19 protein-coding genes are annotated in these 17,157 nt (G+C 58.8%); 7 read left to right on the plus strand and 12 right to left on the minus strand.

The features are described from left to right. Window positions 1–100 precede the first annotated feature (100 nt). Together OC445_RS04980 and OC445_RS04985 are read right to left on the minus strand one after the other, a co-directional pair. Window positions 101–1,450: a heavy metal sensor histidine kinase gene (locus OC445_RS04980; protein ID WP_054899067.1), complete on the minus strand. Its 1,350-nt coding sequence runs from the start codon at window positions 1,448–1,450 to the stop codon at window positions 101–103. Next, window positions 1,447–2,127: a heavy metal response regulator transcription factor gene (locus OC445_RS04985; protein ID WP_020302902.1), complete on the minus strand. Its 681-nt coding sequence runs from the start codon at window positions 2,125–2,127 to the stop codon at window positions 1,447–1,449. The genes OC445_RS04980 and OC445_RS04985 overlap by 4 nt, the downstream gene beginning before the upstream one ends. Before the next feature lie 261 nt (window positions 2,128–2,388). Here OC445_RS04985 and OC445_RS04990 point away from each other — a divergent pair, with 261 nt between their 5' ends. Together OC445_RS04990 and queF are read left to right on the plus strand one after the other, a co-directional pair. Then, on the plus strand, window positions 2,389–2,910 hold the full coding sequence (locus tag OC445_RS04990) for a plastocyanin/azurin family copper-binding protein (RefSeq protein ID WP_054899085.1): 522 nt from the start codon (window positions 2,389–2,391) through the stop codon (window positions 2,908–2,910). A 66-nt stretch (window positions 2,911–2,976) separates the two neighbouring features. Then, complete coding sequence (queF, locus tag OC445_RS04995) at window positions 2,977–3,807, plus strand: NADPH-dependent 7-cyano-7-deazaguanine reductase QueF (protein WP_034126657.1); 831 nt, start codon at window positions 2,977–2,979, stop codon at window positions 3,805–3,807. 135 nt (window positions 3,808–3,942) lie between these two features. Here the strand turns inward: queF and OC445_RS05000 are convergent, their stop codons facing one another. Together OC445_RS05000 and OC445_RS05005 are read right to left on the minus strand one after the other, a co-directional pair. Next, window positions 3,943–4,209, minus strand: coding sequence for a DUF4404 family protein (locus tag OC445_RS05000; RefSeq protein WP_014717525.1), 267 nt, complete (start codon window positions 4,207–4,209; stop codon window positions 3,943–3,945). Between the two features lie 111 nt (window positions 4,210–4,320). Continuing rightward, window positions 4,321–4,929, minus strand: a complete 609-nt coding sequence (locus tag OC445_RS05005; RefSeq protein WP_034126658.1) for a hypothetical protein — start codon at window positions 4,927–4,929, stop codon at window positions 4,321–4,323. A 195-nt stretch (window positions 4,930–5,124) separates the two neighbouring features. On the opposite strand from OC445_RS05005, the gene OC445_RS05010 reads away from it, so the two are divergent. Beyond that, window positions 5,125–5,814 (plus strand): VacJ family lipoprotein, encoded by a 690-nt coding sequence (locus OC445_RS05010; protein WP_003189688.1) that lies wholly within the window; start codon window positions 5,125–5,127, stop codon window positions 5,812–5,814. A 137-nt stretch (window positions 5,815–5,951) separates the two neighbouring features. Here the strand turns inward: OC445_RS05010 and OC445_RS05015 are convergent, their stop codons facing one another. Next, window positions 5,952–6,248 carry a PilZ domain-containing protein gene (locus OC445_RS05015; RefSeq protein ID WP_003189689.1) on the minus strand — a complete coding sequence of 99 codons (297 nt, stop codon included), beginning with the start codon at window positions 6,246–6,248 and terminating at the stop codon, window positions 5,952–5,954. 276 nt (window positions 6,249–6,524) lie between these two features. On the opposite strand from OC445_RS05015, the gene rssB reads away from it, so the two are divergent. Beyond that, window positions 6,525–7,706 carry a two-component system response regulator RssB gene (gene rssB, locus OC445_RS05020; RefSeq protein ID WP_057975702.1) on the plus strand — a complete coding sequence of 394 codons (1,182 nt, stop codon included), beginning with the start codon at window positions 6,525–6,527 and terminating at the stop codon, window positions 7,704–7,706. Further along, window positions 7,706–8,188, plus strand: coding sequence for an anti-sigma factor antagonist RssC (gene rssC / locus OC445_RS05025; RefSeq protein WP_003172602.1), 483 nt, complete (start codon window positions 7,706–7,708; stop codon window positions 8,186–8,188). The genes rssB and rssC overlap by 1 nt, the downstream gene beginning before the upstream one ends. Window positions 8,189–8,380: 192 nt before the next feature. Here rssC and tal read toward each other — a convergent pair whose 3' ends face one another. Next, complete coding sequence (gene tal, locus OC445_RS05030) at window positions 8,381–9,307, minus strand: transaldolase (RefSeq protein ID WP_003189693.1); 927 nt, start codon at window positions 9,305–9,307, stop codon at window positions 8,381–8,383. A gap of 412 nt (window positions 9,308–9,719) precedes the next feature. On the opposite strand from tal, the gene OC445_RS05035 reads away from it, so the two are divergent. Beyond that, window positions 9,720–10,466 (plus strand): hypothetical protein, encoded by a 747-nt coding sequence (locus OC445_RS05035; RefSeq protein ID WP_054919936.1) that lies wholly within the window; start codon window positions 9,720–9,722, stop codon window positions 10,464–10,466. A gap of 194 nt (window positions 10,467–10,660) precedes the next feature. Here OC445_RS05035 and dusA read toward each other — a convergent pair whose 3' ends face one another. Next, on the minus strand, window positions 10,661–11,671 hold the full coding sequence (gene dusA, locus OC445_RS05040) for a tRNA dihydrouridine(20/20a) synthase DusA (RefSeq protein WP_197900489.1): 1,011 nt from the start codon (window positions 11,669–11,671) through the stop codon (window positions 10,661–10,663). A 103-nt stretch (window positions 11,672–11,774) separates the two neighbouring features. On the opposite strand from dusA, the gene OC445_RS05045 reads away from it, so the two are divergent. Next, window positions 11,775–12,926 (plus strand): site-specific integrase, encoded by a 1,152-nt coding sequence (locus OC445_RS05045; protein ID WP_032904998.1) that lies wholly within the window; start codon window positions 11,775–11,777, stop codon window positions 12,924–12,926. On the opposite strand, the gene OC445_RS05050 is transcribed toward OC445_RS05045, so the two are convergent. The 5 genes from OC445_RS05050 to OC445_RS05075 form a co-directional block, all read right to left on the minus strand. Further along, window positions 12,901–13,176 (minus strand): pyocin activator PrtN family protein, encoded by a 276-nt coding sequence (locus OC445_RS05050; RefSeq protein WP_020302906.1) that lies wholly within the window; start codon window positions 13,174–13,176, stop codon window positions 12,901–12,903. The genes OC445_RS05045 and OC445_RS05050 overlap by 26 nt on opposite strands. A gap of 217 nt (window positions 13,177–13,393) precedes the next feature. Next, window positions 13,394–13,660: a hypothetical protein gene (locus OC445_RS05060; protein ID WP_262019982.1), complete on the minus strand. Its 267-nt coding sequence runs from the start codon at window positions 13,658–13,660 to the stop codon at window positions 13,394–13,396. 58 nt (window positions 13,661–13,718) lie between these two features. Beyond that, window positions 13,719–14,030 carry a hypothetical protein gene (locus tag OC445_RS05065; RefSeq protein WP_262019983.1) on the minus strand — a complete coding sequence of 104 codons (312 nt, stop codon included), beginning with the start codon at window positions 14,028–14,030 and terminating at the stop codon, window positions 13,719–13,721. A 62-nt stretch (window positions 14,031–14,092) separates the two neighbouring features. Continuing rightward, a complete protein-coding gene (locus OC445_RS05070; RefSeq protein ID WP_262020014.1) occupies window positions 14,093–16,891 on the minus strand; it encodes a toprim domain-containing protein in 2,799 nt (932 codons plus the stop codon). Window positions 16,892–16,902: 11 nt separating this feature from the next. Further along, window positions 16,903–17,148, minus strand: coding sequence for a hypothetical protein (locus tag OC445_RS05075; RefSeq protein WP_106117867.1), 246 nt, complete (start codon window positions 17,146–17,148; stop codon window positions 16,903–16,905). Window positions 17,149–17,157 lie beyond the last annotated feature (9 nt).

A 17,157-nucleotide genomic window follows, 5' to 3' on the forward strand; every position in this document is an offset into this window, starting at 1 on the left:
TTCCCACGCTCCGCGTGGGAATGCCTCACCGGACGCTCCGCGTCCGCTGTTGGGACGCAGAGCGTCCCTGAATGCAGTCCCACGCGGAGCGTGGGAACGATCAGCAGTCGCCCTCGGGCAACTCAATCACAAACCTGGTCCAGCCCGCCTGCGACTCACAATAAATCCTCCCGCCATGCGCGCGTACAATCGACTGGGTAATCGCCAACCCCAGCCCCGCATGTTCACTGCTGCCTGCGCGCCTCGACGGGTCGGCTCGGTAGAACCGGTCAAACAGCCTCGGCAGTAACGACGCAGGAATGCCTTCCCCGCTGTTCTCAACCGTCAGTGTCACGCCACTCTTGATCCGCACCCGCACTTCACCGCCCGGTGGGGTAAACCGCAGCGCGTTATCCAGCAGATTCGACAAGGCCCGACGCAACATACCGCGATCGCCCATCGTCTGGGCGGTGCCTTCGCGCACCAGCGTCACCTGTGCGTCCTCCGCCAGCAGGGTAAAGAACTCCAACAGTGCGTCGACCTCATCGCCCAAATCCAGAGCTTCTCGGCTGGGCATCAGCAAGCCGTGGTCAGCTTTGGCCAGGTACAGCATGTCGTTGACCAGTTGCGCCATCCATTGCAGCTCTTCCAGGTTGCTGTGCAGCGCCTCGCGGTAATCCTCCAGCGGGCGTGGCTGGGTGAGGATGACTTGGGTCTGGGTCAGCAAGTTGGACAGCGGTGTGCGCAGTTCGTGGGCAATATCTGCGCTGAAGGCGGACAGGCGCTGGAACGCATCATCGAGGCGGGCCAGCATGGCGTTGACGGCCTGGGCGAGCTCTGCCAGCTCCACCGGCATTTGCGCTTGGGGTAAGCGTTGCGTCAGGGAATGGGCGGAGACGCTGGCAGCCACTTCGCCCATGCGCCGCAGTGGTCGCAAGCCACTGCGTGCAGCCCAGGCGCCGAGCAGGGCAGTGGCCAGGGCCGAGAGGCCGACGGTCAGCCAGATCAAGCGTTGCATGCGTTGCAGAAAGTGCTGGTGGTGGGTGATGTCGAGGATCAGTGTCAGCTGTGGCGAATCGAGTTGGCTGGGCGTCAAGGGTGCGATGAATACGCGGTAGTCGGTGCCTGCGTATTGCAGGCTGTGTAGGCCGGGCGCTTGGGGCAAGGGAAGGTGTGGCGCGCCGTCCAGCCAACGTTGACCCGCCCCGGTGATGCGCAAGGTGAGGTCGGGCTGGTGATCGAGTTCGGCGCGCAGTTGAGGGGTTCGCCGGGCGAGGTCTTCCGGTGAGGCGACACCTTGCAAGGTGCTGCGCAGGGCTACCAGTTTGCTTTCGAGCTGTTGCTGGTCCAGCTCCATGAAGTGCGCCTCGCTGGCCCGGTTGAACAACACTCCGGCGATCAACGAGACCACCGCCGTGCAGGCGGCAAACAGCAGCGCCAGGCGGCTGGTCAGGGACAGGCGCTTGATCACGTGAACCGTTCCTCCAGCACGTAACCCATGCCGCGCACGGTGTGGATCAGCTTATTGGGGAAATTGTCGTCGACTTTCAGGCGCAGGCGGCGAATGGCGACTTCGATGATGTTGGTGTCGCTGTCGAAATTCATGTCCCACACCTGGGAGGCGATCAGCGTCTTGGGCAGCACTTCGCCCTGGCGGCGTAGCAGCAGCTCCAGCAGGGCGAACTCCTTGGCGGTGAGGTCGATGCGCTGGCCGCTGCGCTCGACGCGGCGGCGGATCAAGTCCAGGCTCAGGTCGGCCAGTTGCAGCGTGGTCTCCTGCGGCGTGCTGCTGCCACGGCGCAACAAGGTGCGCACCCGCGCCAGCAGTTCGGAAAAGGCGAAGGGCTTGACCAGGTAATCGTCGGCGCCCAGCTCCAGGCCATGTACTCGGTCTTCTACGGCATCGCGAGCGGTGAGGAACAGCACCGGGATGTCCAGGCCGGCACTGCGCACCGCCTGCAGGATTTGCCAGCCATCGCGGCCGGGCAGCATCACATCGAGGATCAATAAGTCATAGTCGCCCGTCAGCGCCAAGTGCTGGCCACTGGTGCCGTCGGCCACCAGTTCGGTGGTAAAGCCCGCTTCGGCCAGGCCCTGGCGCAGGTAATGACCGGTTTTGGGTTGGTCTTCGACGATCAGCAGTTTCATATCGGGCTCTTGATAGGGGCTATGTAGGAGCGAGCGTGCTCGCGAAAAACGCCAACGGTAACGCGGGCTGTCAGGCTTGACGCGTTGTGCTTAAGCCCTTCGCGAGCAAGCTCGCTCCTACAAAAAAACATTGGGCTTTATACCGTGCTCGTCAGGGGATGGGCGCAAGCTGACAAAGTTGTAATCTAGCAGTCAGCTGGCTGGCAGCGAGGCCATCTTAAAGTGTTGCCCAAGCTGGATACCTATTTTGGAGAGTGAAAGATGGCGTTGCGTACACCTCTGTTATTGGCAGGCTGCCTGATGGCGTTGAGTTTCAATGCCCTGGCAGATGCGACTCACACCTACGCGTTCGGCCAGCCGGCCCCGGCGGATAAAGCCACGCGCACCGTTGAAGTCACGCTGCGGGACATTGCCTTTGAGCCCAAGTCCCTGGACGTCAAGGCCGGTGAAACTGTGCGCTTTGTGCTGGTCAACAAAGGCCAGTTGCTGCATGAGTTCAACCTGGGAGACGCGGCCATGCATGCCGCCCACCAGAAAGAGATGTTGCAGATGCAAGCCAGTGGAATGCTCACCGCTACCGGCATGGGCAAGATGGATCACAGCGCCATGGGCCACGGCGACATGGGCGGCATGAAGCACGACGATCCCAACAGTGTGTTGGTGGAGCCGGGCAAGACGGCCGAACTGACCTGGACGTTCAAGCAGGCCACAGGCCTTGAGTTCGCCTGCAACCTGCCCGGGCATTACCAGGCGGGCATGGTCGGTAAACTGACCGTTGAGTGAGGCGTTTGTTAAGGGGGCGAGCAAAGGCTGGTAGACTGGCGCGGTTTATTTAGCCAGGTTTCCGCCATGCATCCCGCAGCCGAACATTCGCCGCTGGGCAAGTCCAGTGAATACATCAGCACCTACACGCCTTCGTTGCTGTTTCCGATTCCACGCGCCGCCAAGTGGGCCGAGCTGGGCCTGAGCGCCGAGACCCTGCCGTACAAGGGCGTGGATTTCTGGAACTGCTTCGAACTGTCCTGGTTGTTGCCCTCGGGCAAGCCGGTGGTGGCCATCGGTGAGTTCAGCATTCCGGCCGACTCGCCGAACATCATCGAGTCCAAGTCGTTCAAGCTGTACCTCAACTCGCTGAACCAGACCGCGTTTGCCGATACGCAAAGCCTTGAAGCCACCTTGCGCACCGACCTCAGCTCTGCGGCCGGCAAGCCAGTGAGCGTGCGCATTCGCAGCCTGGCCGACATCGAGGCAGAAGGCGTGATGGCGTTGCCGGGCGTGTGCATTGACGGCCTGGATATCAACGTCAGCAGCTACGAACACCCGCGCCCGGAACTGCTGCGTTGCGATGATTCGCGCGTGGTGGAGGAGAGCGTGCACAGCCACCTGCTCAAATCCAATTGCCCGGTGACCAGCCAGCCTGACTGGGGCAGCGTGGTGGTGGAATACCGTGGTGCGGCGCTGGATCACGCCAGCCTGCTGGAATATATCGTCAGCTTTCGCCAGCACTCGGACTTTCATGAACAGTGTGTGGAGCGGATCTTCCTGGACTTGCAGCGCTTGCTCAAGCCGGAGAAATTGACCGTGTATGCACGGTATGTGCGTCGGGGTGGGTTGGATATCAATCCGTATCGCAGCACTGAGAACACCCAGTTCCTGAACGTGCGGCTGGCGCGTCAGTAAGCCTTCATACAAAAAACTGTGGGAGCTGGCTTGCCTGCGATTGCGATCTTTCAGTCATTCATCAAGTGACTGATACGCCGCTATCGCAGGCAAGCCAGCTCCCACATTTGGTTTTGTGTTTGGCTTGGGCTCGGGTTAGATGCCGATATTGCCAAGGGTCAGCACGATATTGCGCAACGTCCCGGCAATGCCTGGATGGTCCAGTTCAAAACCTTCCACTGCCCGGTTCACATCGTCAGCGATGCTGGGCGTCTGGGTGGCCGGTTCCATTTCCAACTGGACTTCGAACTTGGCGATCAACTCTTCCAATGCTTGACGTTTCTCGGCGGGCAACTCGGGATGGTTCTCCAGTTGCTCACGCACAATATCGGCCTGCTGTTGTAACTTCTCGCGATCAGGCATGACGTTCTTTCCTTTTATCGATAGGCACTGGCATAGACCACGGCGCACGGCGAAAGGTCTACGGGCTGACCTGTAGATTAATCCACTGGGGTCAACTGTGCATGATCTCGATCAGGGCTTCTCGCCCTTGAGCTGGCGCAGGCGGATGTCGGCCAGGCAGGTGCCGAGTTCGCCGAGATGGTCGATCACCGAGTGCACGCCCAGGCCATAGAGCGCCACCGTGGCCTTGCCGCGCTTGTGTTCGCGTTGCTGCTCGGTCAGTGCCTGCCATTGCCGGGGCGACAGGCCGCAGAGCGAACCGCAGGAGGCCAGGCCGATGGTCCACAAACCGGCATTCAGGCCCGATTGCAGCAGACGCGGCTCGCCGCTGACCAGTACGCAGCCTTCCAGACGTTCGATGTTCAACTCCATCAGCGCTTGCCAGCAGGCGTGGGGCGCAGGCCAGCGAATGGAGGAGGGCGAGGCGGCCTTGAGCCAGCCCGGCAGGCCGGCGCAGAGTGGCGCGGTCACGGCGGGAGGCAGTTCGTCCAGCCAGGCGCAGGGCACGCCTTGTTCTTTGAGACTGCGCAGGATTTTCAATGCGCCTGGCGTGGCCTCGGCGTCGGCGCAAGGTGAGTCGGTGCGCGCCAGGGAACCAAAATCCACCAGGCAGCCACTCAGGCCAAATAACACGGCGGTCAATGAGGGGGCGGCGGCGACGGCAATCTCGGCGTGTGGCATCTGAACGTCCCTGAAATAGCTGCCACGCTATCGGGGCGGCATGACAAGGGGATGACACTGTCGGTATTTGTAGGAATTTTGTGCATTTTCCCTAAGACGATTCTAGGTAGCTGCCTAAATCGACACTTCCGTCATATACTGACAGCCTTATTCAGGGCATAGCGCCCATGACAGACCATTCAAGGAGCAAAAGCTATGCGCTGGAGCCAGTACTTCGCTCAGCTATCGGTGTGTGCCACCATCCTGTTGGCACCTTTCGCTGCCCAAGCGGCCTCGGAAGATGACCCGTGGGAAAGTGTCAACCGCCCCATCTTCACCTTCAACGATACCGTTGACACTTATGCCCTCAAGCCAATCGCCCAAGGCTATCAGTTCGTCACCCCACAATTTGTGCAGGACGGCGTTCACAACTTCTTCCGCAACATCGGTGATGTCGGCAACCTGGCCAACAACGTGCTGCAACTCAAGCCGCACAATGCAGGCGTCGACACCGCCCGCCTGTTGGTCAACACCACATTTGGCGTTCTGGGCTTTATTGACGTCGGCACCAAAATGGGGCTGCAGCGCAGCGATGAAGACTTCGGCCAGACCCTGGGCTACTGGGGCGTGGGCAGCGGCCCGTACGTGATGATCCCGTTGCTGGGTCCAAGCACCTTGCGTGATGCGCCGTCCAAATACGTCGACAGCTACACCCAACCGTACCGCTACATGAACGACATCGGCTGGCGTAACAGCACCTTCGGCCTCAACGTCGTTGACGTGCGCGCCAGCCTGCTCGACAGCGAAAAGCTGATCAGCGGCGACAAGTACACCTTCATTCGTAACGCTTACCTGCAGAACCGCGAGTTCAAGGTCAAGGACGGCAAGGTCGTTGACGACTTTTAAGCTGTGACGTTTTGAAATGAAAAAGGCGACCTTTGTAAGGTCGCCTTTTTTGTGCGCGCTGATCGTTCCCCACGCTCCGCGTGGGAATGCATCCCGTGACGCTCCGCGTCACCCTTGCGCAGGGGCTGGATGCTGCGTTAGCGCATTTTCAGAATCTTGAGGCCCAGATGCTGGTCATCGCCTACTGCCTTGGTCCACACCACCTCGGTATCCGCTTCAAGACCCCTGAGCGCGGCGTGCTCTGAATCAATGCGCACGGTCAGCAGGTCACCCACCGTGAACTGGCGAGGTGCCTGCACCTGCATGCCGGAACTGGAGAGGTCCACGCAGGTACCGGCAATCTCCTGCCCGGCATGGATCAAAGACACATCGGCATCTATTCGCATGCGGATGAAATCGCGTTTTTCGGCGTAGTCGCGCTCGTGTTCGCTCACAGCATCCATCCTTACTTTGCGTTGTGGTTGTGAGGGTTCTTATAACTCCCGGTGATTTGCGGTGTAAAGACGCCCGGCGACCATCGGCATGAGCTTGAAACCCCTCACGGATGGGAGTACCGTCTGCGCCTTAGAAGGGCACCTCTGCTTTACCGTTGTGCATGGGCCAAATCCCAATGCTTTGTAGGACAGAGAGGCTAGAAAGCGAATCCAGTACGTGAGCCCGGCCATTGCCGAGCCGCCTACGCCAACCTAATTCTGGCGCCGTTTGCCCACATGCAAAAAACCAGTGCCACGCTGCTGATTATCGATGACGACGAAGTAGTGCGCGCGAGCCTCGCGGCCTACTTGGAAGACAGTGGCTTCAGCGTCCTGCAGGCCAGTAATGGCCAACAGGGTCTCCAGGTATTCGAGCGCGACAAGCCCGACCTTGTGATCTGCGACCTGCGCATGCCCCAGATGGGCGGCCTGGAGCTGATTCGCCAGGTGACCGACCTTGCCCCGCAAACGCCGGTGATTGTCGTGTCCGGTGCCGGTGTCATGAACGATGCCGTTGAAGCCTTGCGCCTGGGCGCCGCCGATTACCTGATCAAGCCCCTGGAAGACCTGGCCGTGCTGGAGCACTCGGTGCGCCGCGCTCTGGACCGTGCACGTCTGCTCGTGGAAAACCAGCGCTACCGCGAAAAGCTCGAGACCGCCAACCGCGAACTCGAAGCCAGCCTGAACCTGCTGCAGGAAGACCAGAACGCCGGTCGCCAGGTGCAGATGAACATGCTGCCGGTGAGCCCCTGGACGATTGACGAGTTCAAGTTTGCCCACCAGATCATCCCGTCGTTGTACCTGTCGGGTGATTTTGTCGACTATTTCCGTGTGGATGAGCGACGTGTGGCGTTCTACCTGGCCGACGTTTCCGGCCACGGCGCGTCTTCTGCCTTTGTTACCGTGTTGTTGAAGTTCATGACCACACGGCTGTTGTTTGAGTCCAAGCGCAATGGCACCTTGCCGGAGTTCACCCCCTCCGAGGTGCTGGGCCACATCAACCGGGGCCTGATCAGCTGCAAGCTGGGCAAGCACGTGACGATGGTCGGCGGCGTGATCGACGAAGAAACCGGTCTTTTGACCTACAGCATTGGCGGTCACCTGCCGATGCCTGTTTTGTACACTCCTGACAGTGTGCGCTACCTGGAAGGGCGTGGCCTGCCCGTAGGCTTGTTTAACGAAGCCACCTACGAAGACCACATCCTGGAACTGCCGCCGACCTTCAGCCTGACGCTGATGTCTGACGGTATTCTGGACCTTCTTCCAGAGCCTACACTCAAAGAGAAAGAAGCCGCCTTGCCCCAAAAGGTCAAGTCGGCGGGCGGCAGCCTGGATGGCCTGCGGCAGGTTTTTGGATTGGCCACGCTAGGGGAGATGCCGGATGATATCGCCCTATTGGTGTTGAGCAGGAATCTTTGATGAGTACCGGAAGAATCCAATTCGCCGAGCAAGACGGGACCTTCGTCCTGAAATTTGTCGGTGAAGTGCGCCTGACCTTGTGTTCGGCCCTGGATGCGACGATCGAGCGGATCTTCACTGCGCTGAACTTCTCGGCGATCGTGATCGACCTGACCGAAACGCGCAGCATCGATAGCACCACCCTGGGCCTGTTGGCCAAATTGTCCATTCTGTCTCGGCAGAAGGTCGGCCTATTGCCGACCGTGGTCACCACCCACGAAGACATCACCCGTCTGTTGCAATCCATGGGCTTTGACCAGGTGTTCAACATCGTTGACCGCCCCATCCCGTGCCCTGAGTGCCTGACCGACCTGCCGTCCCAGGACCAGTCCGAGGAAGTGGTGCGGGTCAAGGTGCTGGAAGCGCACAAAATCCTGATGGGCTTGAATGAGTCCAACCGCGAAGCCTTCCACGACCTCGTCAACGCCCTCGAGCGGCACTGACAGGTTCCCTGTTGAAACACATTCCCCTGTGGGAGCTGGCTTGCCTGCGATTACGCAGTGTCAGTCGATGACGTGTTGGCTGGCCCACCGCTATCGCAGGCAAGCCAGCTCCCACATCGGACGGCGGTGACACCGACGCACAAAAAAGGGCGACACCCTCACAGGTGCCGCCCTTTTTGCCGCTATCTGCCTTTACAGCTTGGCCGACAACAACGCCTCCAGTTTCTCCTGGTCCCGAGCAAACTGACGAATCCCCTCCGCCAGCTTCTCAGTCGCCATCGCGTCCTCGTTGGACTCCCAACGGAACTGCGCTTCAGTCATATGCACACGGGCCTCACCGGCATGGCCTGGCGCCAATTTGCGCTCCAGCTTGCCTTCATCGGCTGCCAGCTTCTCCAACAGGTCCGGGCTGATGGTCAGGCGATCACAACCGGCCAGTTCCTCGATCTGGCTGAGGTTACGGAAGCTCGCACCCATCACTACTGTTTTGTAGCCGTTAGCCTTGTAGTAGTTATAGATGCGCGTCACCGACTGCACGCCCGGGTCATCGGAACCGGTGTAGTCGTTGCCGTTGGCCTTCTTGTACCAGTCGTAGATACGGCCCACGAACGGCGAAATCAGAAACACACCCGCTTCCGCACAGGCAACGGCCTGGGCGAAGGAGAACAGCAGCGTCAGGTTGGTCTGGATGCCTTCTTTTTCCAGCTTCTCGGCGGCACGGATGCCTTCCCAGGTGGAGGCGATCTTGATCAGCACGCGATCGCGGCTAACGCCGGCTTTGTCGTACAGGTCGATCAGACGATGCGCACGCTTGAGAATGGCGGCCTCGTCAAATGACAGACGCGCATCCACCTCAGTGGAAATACGGCCCGGCACTACTTTGAGAATTTCTTGACCCACCGCCACCGCAAAGCGGTCACTGGCCAGGCCCACATCGCCGTTGCAGTCCTGCACGCACTCATCCAGCAGCTTGGCATAGCCAGGGATCGACGCAGCCTTGAGCAGCAGGGAAGGGTTGGTGGTAGCGTCTTGTGGCTTGAGCTTGGCGAGAGTGGAAAAATCGCCGGTATCGGCTACGACGGTGGTGAATTGCTTGAGTTGTTCCAGCTTGGAAGTCATGGGCGTGCTCTGTCCTGTGGGTCTAGTGACATTACCCGAGCGCTGGCAGGCGCTCAAGGGCGCAAATGCGTTAGGTCGTTTGCGAGGGCAATAACCTGGAAACGGCCGTTTGAATCACCGGCCGTGGTGCTCAATTGGAGGGCAAAATCGCAGCTAGGTTCAACTGGATTCCACCCGTCCTGCGCCACTGGTTTCAAGCCAGTTGATAGAGGCAATATCAATGTTTTGAAGTTGTGAAAAGTTTATTTTCCAGCTCTTTAGTTGTTGCCGTTTTTACTTGTGCTATACCTGACTGGCAAGCGCTAACTTGGGCCGATAAAAACTCTGATGACATAACTGTCCGCGGCGAAGTGTGTGCGTCTGTGCATTAAAATCTGCTGGTTCGTTAGTTTGAAAGCAAAGGAGAGATGTAATGAAACGGAATATATCAACACTATTCGCCGCCCTGGGTTTTATTTGTTCAACAACGGTATTTGCCGATGTGACGGTACAGCAGGCCCTCAGCGCCGGTTGTTACGATACCCAGGAAATGCGTGGCATCATTGACACTGCCAAGGCAGGTAAACCCATGGGGAGCCGCACCCTGGAAAAGGAAAACGAACTGACCTCATCCTACGGCGGCAAGATCACCGATACCAGAGTGACTGCGCCTGCCACCTGGGTGTACCGCGCGTATGAGAGCGCGGACACCAACAATTGGCACGTCCAGAAACTCAAGGCCGGGGTGATCTACTCCAAAGCGCAGAACGACCTGGACAAATACCTCAGGGACGGTGGTACACCCGAAAAATACTGGGCCATCGATGGGCCTGACCTACACGCGCTGGGTTTTATCGGTGCCACCTACACGACAATGCGACTGCTCGCCTTACAGTCCAGCGACACCCCGAAAAGTCAGTTCGTGAGTTTTGCACTGGACTACGCCACCACCGGAACCTTTGGAGACGCCGTGTATGCACTGCAAGTAAACCCGAACTCACCCATTCTGGGGTTGGTTAACTGCAAAACGCCAGGCGGTGAAGTTCAATTTCAAATACTCGGCGGCACCACATTCAACACGCTTTACCGAAAAGTCAGGACCGATAAAGATTGGAAAAGGTATAACCGAGACACCGACCAATGGGTAACGGTGCCCAAAGGAACAGTGCCGGAAAACTAAGCAACAGTGCAGCAAGGGCCGGCAGCACCTGCCGCGCTCTTGCAATCACCGCTAAATATGTGGGAGCTGGCCTGCGATAGCGCCGGTACACCCAGTGAGCACTTACCTGACACTCACCAGGCAAAAATGTGGGAGCTGGCTTGCCTGCGATAACGTCGGTACGCCCAATGAGCATCTACCTGACACTCGACCAATCACCGCCCCTCCAACAACGTCCCCGCCTGATCCAGCAACGCCAACGGATCCGCCGCCTTATGAATATCCACCGACAACAACTGCCTGAACTTGCGTGCCCCCGGAAACCCCGTGCCCAACCCCAACACATGCCGCGTGATGTGATGCATCGTCCCACCACTGGCCAAATGCTCAGCAATATAAGGCCGCAACTGCGCCAACGCCTCCGCCCGGCTAATCACCGGCGCCTCACTGCCAAACAACCGCTGATCCACCTCCGCCAACAGATACGGATTGTGATAAGCCTCCCGCCCCAGCATCACCCCATCAAACGTCTGCAAATGCTCCTGGCACTGCTCCAGCGTCTTGATCCCACCATTGAGATTAATCTCCAACTCCGGAAAATCCCGCTTCAACTGCGCCGCCACGTCATAACGCAACGGCGGAATGTCCCGGTTCTCCTTGGGCGACAACCCCTCCAGAATCGCAATCCGCGCATGCACGGTAAAACTGGTGCAACCAGCATCCTTCACCGTCCCGACGAAATCACACAACTGGGCATAACTGTCCCGCCCATTGATGCCGATACGGTGCTTCACCGTCACCGGAATCGACACCGCATCGCGCATGGCCTTCACACAGTCCGCCACCAGGGCAGGGTGCGCCATGAGGATCGCGCCGATCATGTTGTTCTGCACCCGGTCGCTGGGGCAACCGACGTTCAGGTTCACTTCGTCGTAACCGGCGGCCTCGGCCATTCGAGCGCAGGCGGCCAGATCAGCCGGAACACTGCCGCCCAACTGCAGCGCCAGCGGGTGCTCGGCTTCGTTGTGGCGCAGGAAGCGGTCGTGATCGCCATGGAGGATAGCGCCGGTGGTGACCATCTCGGTGTAGAGCAGGGCGTGTTTGGAGAGCAGGCGTAGGAAGAACCGGCAATGGCGGTCGGTCCAGTCCATCATGGGGGCGACACTAAAGCGCCGAGACAGCGTGGGCCTTGCGTTTACGGGGCTAAAGGTCTGTTTATCTAGCATTTTACTCAACGTGTTCTTGGCGTGTTTTCGGGCGTTTTCAGGCGTTTTTAAAGGCTCGGTGGTACGATGTACCACTTCAAAACTGACGCGTACCACTTTCAATATGGCGACTATCAGGGCAAGAAAACTGGCGGATGGGACTGTGAGCTACACGGCACAGATCCGCATCAAGCGCGACGGAGTGCAAGTCTACCAAGAGAGCCAGACCTTCGCCCGAAAACAGGCCGCCCAGGCGTGGGCACGCAAGCGCGGGTCAGAGCTGGATGAGCCTGGTGCGATTGAGCGCGCAAACCGCAAGGGCGCCACGCTCAAAGACATGACAGATCGCTACCTGGTCGAAGTTGAGAAAGCCAAGCCGCTAGGTAAGACCAAGCGCGCCACACTCAATGCGATTAGCGAAACTTACCTGGGCAAGTTGACCGATACGGATATCAACACCCAGTGCCTGGTCGATTATGCACTTTGGCGAATGAGCGGGGAGGGCGGTGGCGTTCAGCCACAAACCGCTGGCAATGACCTGGCGCACCTCGGTGCAGTGCTGGCGATAGCCAAAGATGCATGGGGCTACCAAGTCGACCCGCTCGCCATGGGCGGTGCGCGGCGTGTATTACGCAAGCTGGGCTACAACCTGAAAAGCCGTGAGCGTGACCGCCGACCGACATTGGATGAGCTGGGACGGGTGCTGACGCACTACCAGGCCATGCAGGTGAGGCGCCCGACCGTCATAAATATGCTGAAGGTCGTGGGCTTCGCCCTGTTCTCCACGCGCCGGCTCGATGAAATAACCCGAATTCGCTGGGCAGACGTCGACGAGGCCGGCCAGCGGGTGCTGGTGCGCGACATGAAAAACCCCGGGCAGAAGATCGGCAACGATGTTTGGTGCTACCTGCCGGACGAGGCGTGGCACATCCTCCAGACGATGCCGAAGGCCGGCGAAGACATCTTCCCCTACAGCCCTGAGTCGATCTCCACGTCCTGGACGAAAGCCTGCAAGTTTTTGACCATCGCGGACCTGCACTTCCACGACCTCCGGCATGAAGGTGTCAGCCGCCTGTTCGAAATGGACTGGGATATTCCGCGTGTGGCGAGCGTTTCCGGCCACAGGGATTGGAATTCAATGAGGCGTTACACCCACCTTCGCGGTCGGGGCGACCGCTATGTGGGCTGGGAGTGGCACGAAAAGATTCTGAGGGCGCCCGTCCAACTGGGCGCCGCATCGCAGAAGTGGCTCAAACGACGTGTTTTAACCCGTTGATCTGGCTGTGCTCTTTAACTGCTGCCGCGCGTTGCAGGTCCAGGTACGCGGCCAGGTCGGTGAGGTGGATGCCCTTGGCCGACTTCTGGCTCGGCTCCAGTCGGGTGATGGGCAACTTGATCTGACCACTCATCACCTTGCGCTGGAACATGTCCGGCGTCAGGTGCGTGAAGTAGTCACGGCACACCACCTCCAGCGAGATAATCGCTTGGCCATCGTACTGAGCCATCAGGATAAATGCTGTGTTCATGATTATCCTCATAGAAGCGCGTATCGACACCGTTTTTTCTGCTTGGCTGCTTCACGCTCTGCCATAAATGCAGCCCATTCCGCCATCTTGCTCTGTTGGCGTATTCGACTACACGCCTCGTGCTTTCCCTTTGAGCGGGCTTTGCCGCAGATGTCGCAGCGGCTGGGCAAGTCCAGCCGGTAACCGGCTAACGGCGGGCGGGTGCGAGGACTTGAACTCATGACTGGCCCCTCATAACCATTTTTGTCAGTGCATTGGGCTGGCCGTCGGGTGTCAGCTTGTCCAGGGGTTGAGTAACACTCCGGCCGTTGGCAGTGCGTAGTGTGGCGAAGTTGCCATAAATTCCTTCAATCACACCTGTACGAGCGCTGAGGCGATATTCCCGACCACCGCCGCTCATTGCGACGTAGCTGACCGTGTCGCCGACAGCAAGCGGGGTTGTGGTAGCCTCTGCGATGCCGCCTTGGGGTTGATTCACTTGCATGGTGCTTCTCCTTTGGGTGGTCGGTGTCGAGGGGTTGCAGCCCCTCGGCACCACCTTCTTACTGGCTTTCGCCAGTTGTTTTTTGCTTGCGCACCAGGTGCACAAGCACATTTTCAAGTTCGGCAACCTCTTCGGTTTCTGTCTGCCACAGCAGGACGGCGACGATTTGTTCGGGGCTGCACTCCAGCACCAGAATTTCAAAATCGATTGCCGCGCTAACTTCCAGAATTTTGACCAGGTCGTCAGGCGCATAGGCCTCGGCGTGAATGATTTTTGAGCTTTCCCCAAACCACTCCCTCAGCTCTTCCAAATGTCTGTGACGGTTCGTTGCGCCGTTTTGGCCGCCGCTTGCGATGACTTGTACGTGCATGGTGCTTCTCCTTTGGGTGGTGTCAGACGTTGCAGCGCCTGGCAGGTATTGCCGTTAATGAATCAGGCCTGGAAGTGCCAGCACTTCACGATGGGTTGCTTCGTGACGACGGCGTTGGTCTTGCTGGCCTGGTGAGCCCGTACCGCGCTGTCGGTCGCCTTGTTGACGTCGAGCAGCTTCCGCGAGCGGGAGTCCTTCAGGCGCTCGCGCAGTTCGCTGACGTCGGCGATTTTTTGCCGGTTTTCTGCCGCGCACTTCACGAAGTCGTTGAGGTTGATGGCGATGATGTGGTCTTTCTTGCTGTGGTTGACCACCGGGCCTTCGGCGTCCAGGCCTTCCAGGTATTCGTAAACTTCCCAGAATTCAGCCACTACCGGATGATCGGAACTGATCGAGGCCTGGCGCTCAATCGCCATGCGGATGATCTGCGAGCGGGTATGCTCGACCTGTGCGTCGGTGAGCGGTACCACCATGCACAGGCAATCCAGCAGGGCGAGCATTTGGGCGTGGTTCTTGTTGATCCGCTCCACCCGGATGTAGCCGCGCAGCTTGTTGCCGCAATGGTGACATTCGCTGTGCTCGTCTTTGAATGGGGTGTCGCAGGCAAAGCAGTGGGAATGCAGGTTGCGCAACTTCGCCTCGTAGCCCGCAACCCGCTGGCCGAACAGTTCCATCACCTCCAGCTCTTTGCGCACGGCCTGCAATACAAAGTTGCTGAGTCTCGAACCTTCCAGTGCATTGAGCCGATCTGCTGCCGCACGGCTTTCAGCGGTGACGTTCGGTCGCACAAAGTGCAGTTTGACGATCCGGGTCATGATCGCCTCTGACGCCACCACAGGGGCGTTCTGGCTGATGGCGATGGTGCCGCGAAACGGTGGTTCGTAGGTTTCGTTACCGGCGGTTTTCACCCCCTTGGTCGCCAGGGTGCCGCCGCCGTAGTAATCCTTCAGTTCGTCCCATTCGAAGGTTTTGGCGTGGGCCTTGTCGTCGCCGCTGCGGTCTGATTCCAGCAGTACGATGGGCATGCCGGATACTTGGCCCATCAAGCGGCTGCGGCCGGCCTTGGTGGATTTGGACGGGTCGAACCCTTCGTATCCGTCGCGGCCCGCGAGTTTCCACAGCAGCGTGAGCAAAGTGGTCTTGCCGGCCCCGGCCTCACCTGTGGCCTCAAGGAAAGGAAACGACTGATACCGGCTGCGGATCTGTTCGGCGAACAGCGAGCCAAACCAGAAGGTCAACGCCACGATGCCCTGGGCACCAAAGCACTGCCACAGAAGCCCTAGCCAGTGGTCATCGTATTTTTTGCCATCCTTTTCCAGATCGATCTTCACACCCTTTTGCAGGGTCTTGAGCTTCAACTTGCCCATCTCAAAAAACTCTTCTTCGTTGATGTGGATCACCTGGCCTTCGCGGATGGCGACGTCGTTGAACACGTAGCAGTGGTATTCCTTGCTGTAGCCCACGTAGTCGATGGTCTGAACGGTCTTGATGCCAAAAAGCTGGTCTTTCATGAGTTTGTCCAATTGCTGCCCACTACCGGTGAACACGGCTCCGGCACCCATGCCGAGAAGTCTTTTTTTGAATTCGCTGGCGGCGGCGACCTGACCACCCGTGAAAGTGTTTTTCACTGAGCCGCCGTCGTGCGGGAAGTCGACGCGGAAGAAGTACCAAGACTCGTCGGTAATCTCGTTGCGCTGGAAATAGAGGGCTTTGGGGTAGCAGTTGGCAATTTCGACGACGCAACCAGCGACGCTCAGTGCCTTTTCCCGAAGCTGTTTTTCGCTCAGTACTTGGGCTTCCTTGTCATCGCTTTTTTCCAGGGCCTGCTTGGCGCTGTTGTATTTCGCGAGGTCCAATTTCCACCAGTACAAGCGGGAGTCGAAACAGAAGTGAAACTCCTCCCGCTCCCGCCACTGATACATGAGCATCGCCTTGTCGCTGGCACTGTCGGCAATGAGTAGAGCGCCCTGGTGACGGGCTTCTTTCAAATCCTTTTCGATGCGATCAGCACGGGCTTTGTCATCGTCGATAAATGCCCAGCGTTGATGCAGGTCGTTCCAGTCAACCTTGCGGGCGTCAGGCTGTGAAACCTGGGCTGCGTCGCAGGTAAAGCCAAGTTCGCGGGCACGGTTGACCCACATGCGGGTGTACTTGTGAGCGCCGGGCTCGTTGTCCAGAGCCCACACCAACTTAGGTGTTTTACCGCCGCGAGCGGTGATCAAGGCCTTGAGTGATTCCTCTGGAAAGGCGTTTGAAGACAGCGCCGCCACCGCAGAGATACCGTTTTGAATGAGCGCAATGGCGTCGAAGATGCCTTCAACGATCCAGAGCTCTTTTACTTCAAGCAGATCCAGGCACGGCGGGCACCACCAATGGCCCCTGTAGCTCTTGAGGGGTTGGAAGCGGGCCTTCTTCTTACCGAACCGCGACGGTTGGTCAATCAAGCGCTCCCAATACCCGCCGTGCTCCAGGGGAAAGCGCACCGTCGCAGACCCAATATTCAGGTCGCGATCAAAGTAGCTTTCCTGGGTGTACCAGCCCTCGATCAGCTCAACGCGGAAACCTCGGGCAAATGTCAGGTACGCTTTTGCGCTTGCGGCTGGCTCGTCGCGGGTGGCAGGTGCTCGCTTGCTCCAGTCGTCAAACAGGTCCGGGTACAACTCTTTGGTCGGTGCCATGTACCGGCAGTTTTTCTCGCGGCCACAGCGGATGAACCAGGGCTCATCGTGGCGCGAAAACAAACGTTTCTGATTGCACTGCGGGCAGGTGCCCTTACGCATGTAATGCGTGCCCTTCATGTGCTGAAGGCCGTAATCAGACTCCAGGCGCTGAAGAACATCAGCGCGGATCTTGTCTTCCATGGGCTTGCGAATCACTGCACATGCTCCGCAGGCGTAACAACGAGCTGTTTTTTCAGCTCGCTGCGCGTCTTGCAGATGCCTGCCAGGTAGGGCAAGTCCTCAAGCACCTTCGGCGCCCGCTGACCACTTGGCACATTCCGGTAGCGGTCGGAGTACCAAATATCAGCCATGGTGACTTCGTACTGACTGGTCAACCACAACAGGTAGTGCTGCGCCTGTTGTTCGTCCAGCTCCAGTTTTATGGTGATTTTGCTCATTTCGGCCAC

This window comes from Pseudomonas sp. Pse35 (assembly GCF_024519715.1).
Classification (GTDB): domain Bacteria; phylum Pseudomonadota; class Gammaproteobacteria; order Pseudomonadales; family Pseudomonadaceae; genus Aquipseudomonas; species Aquipseudomonas paracarnis.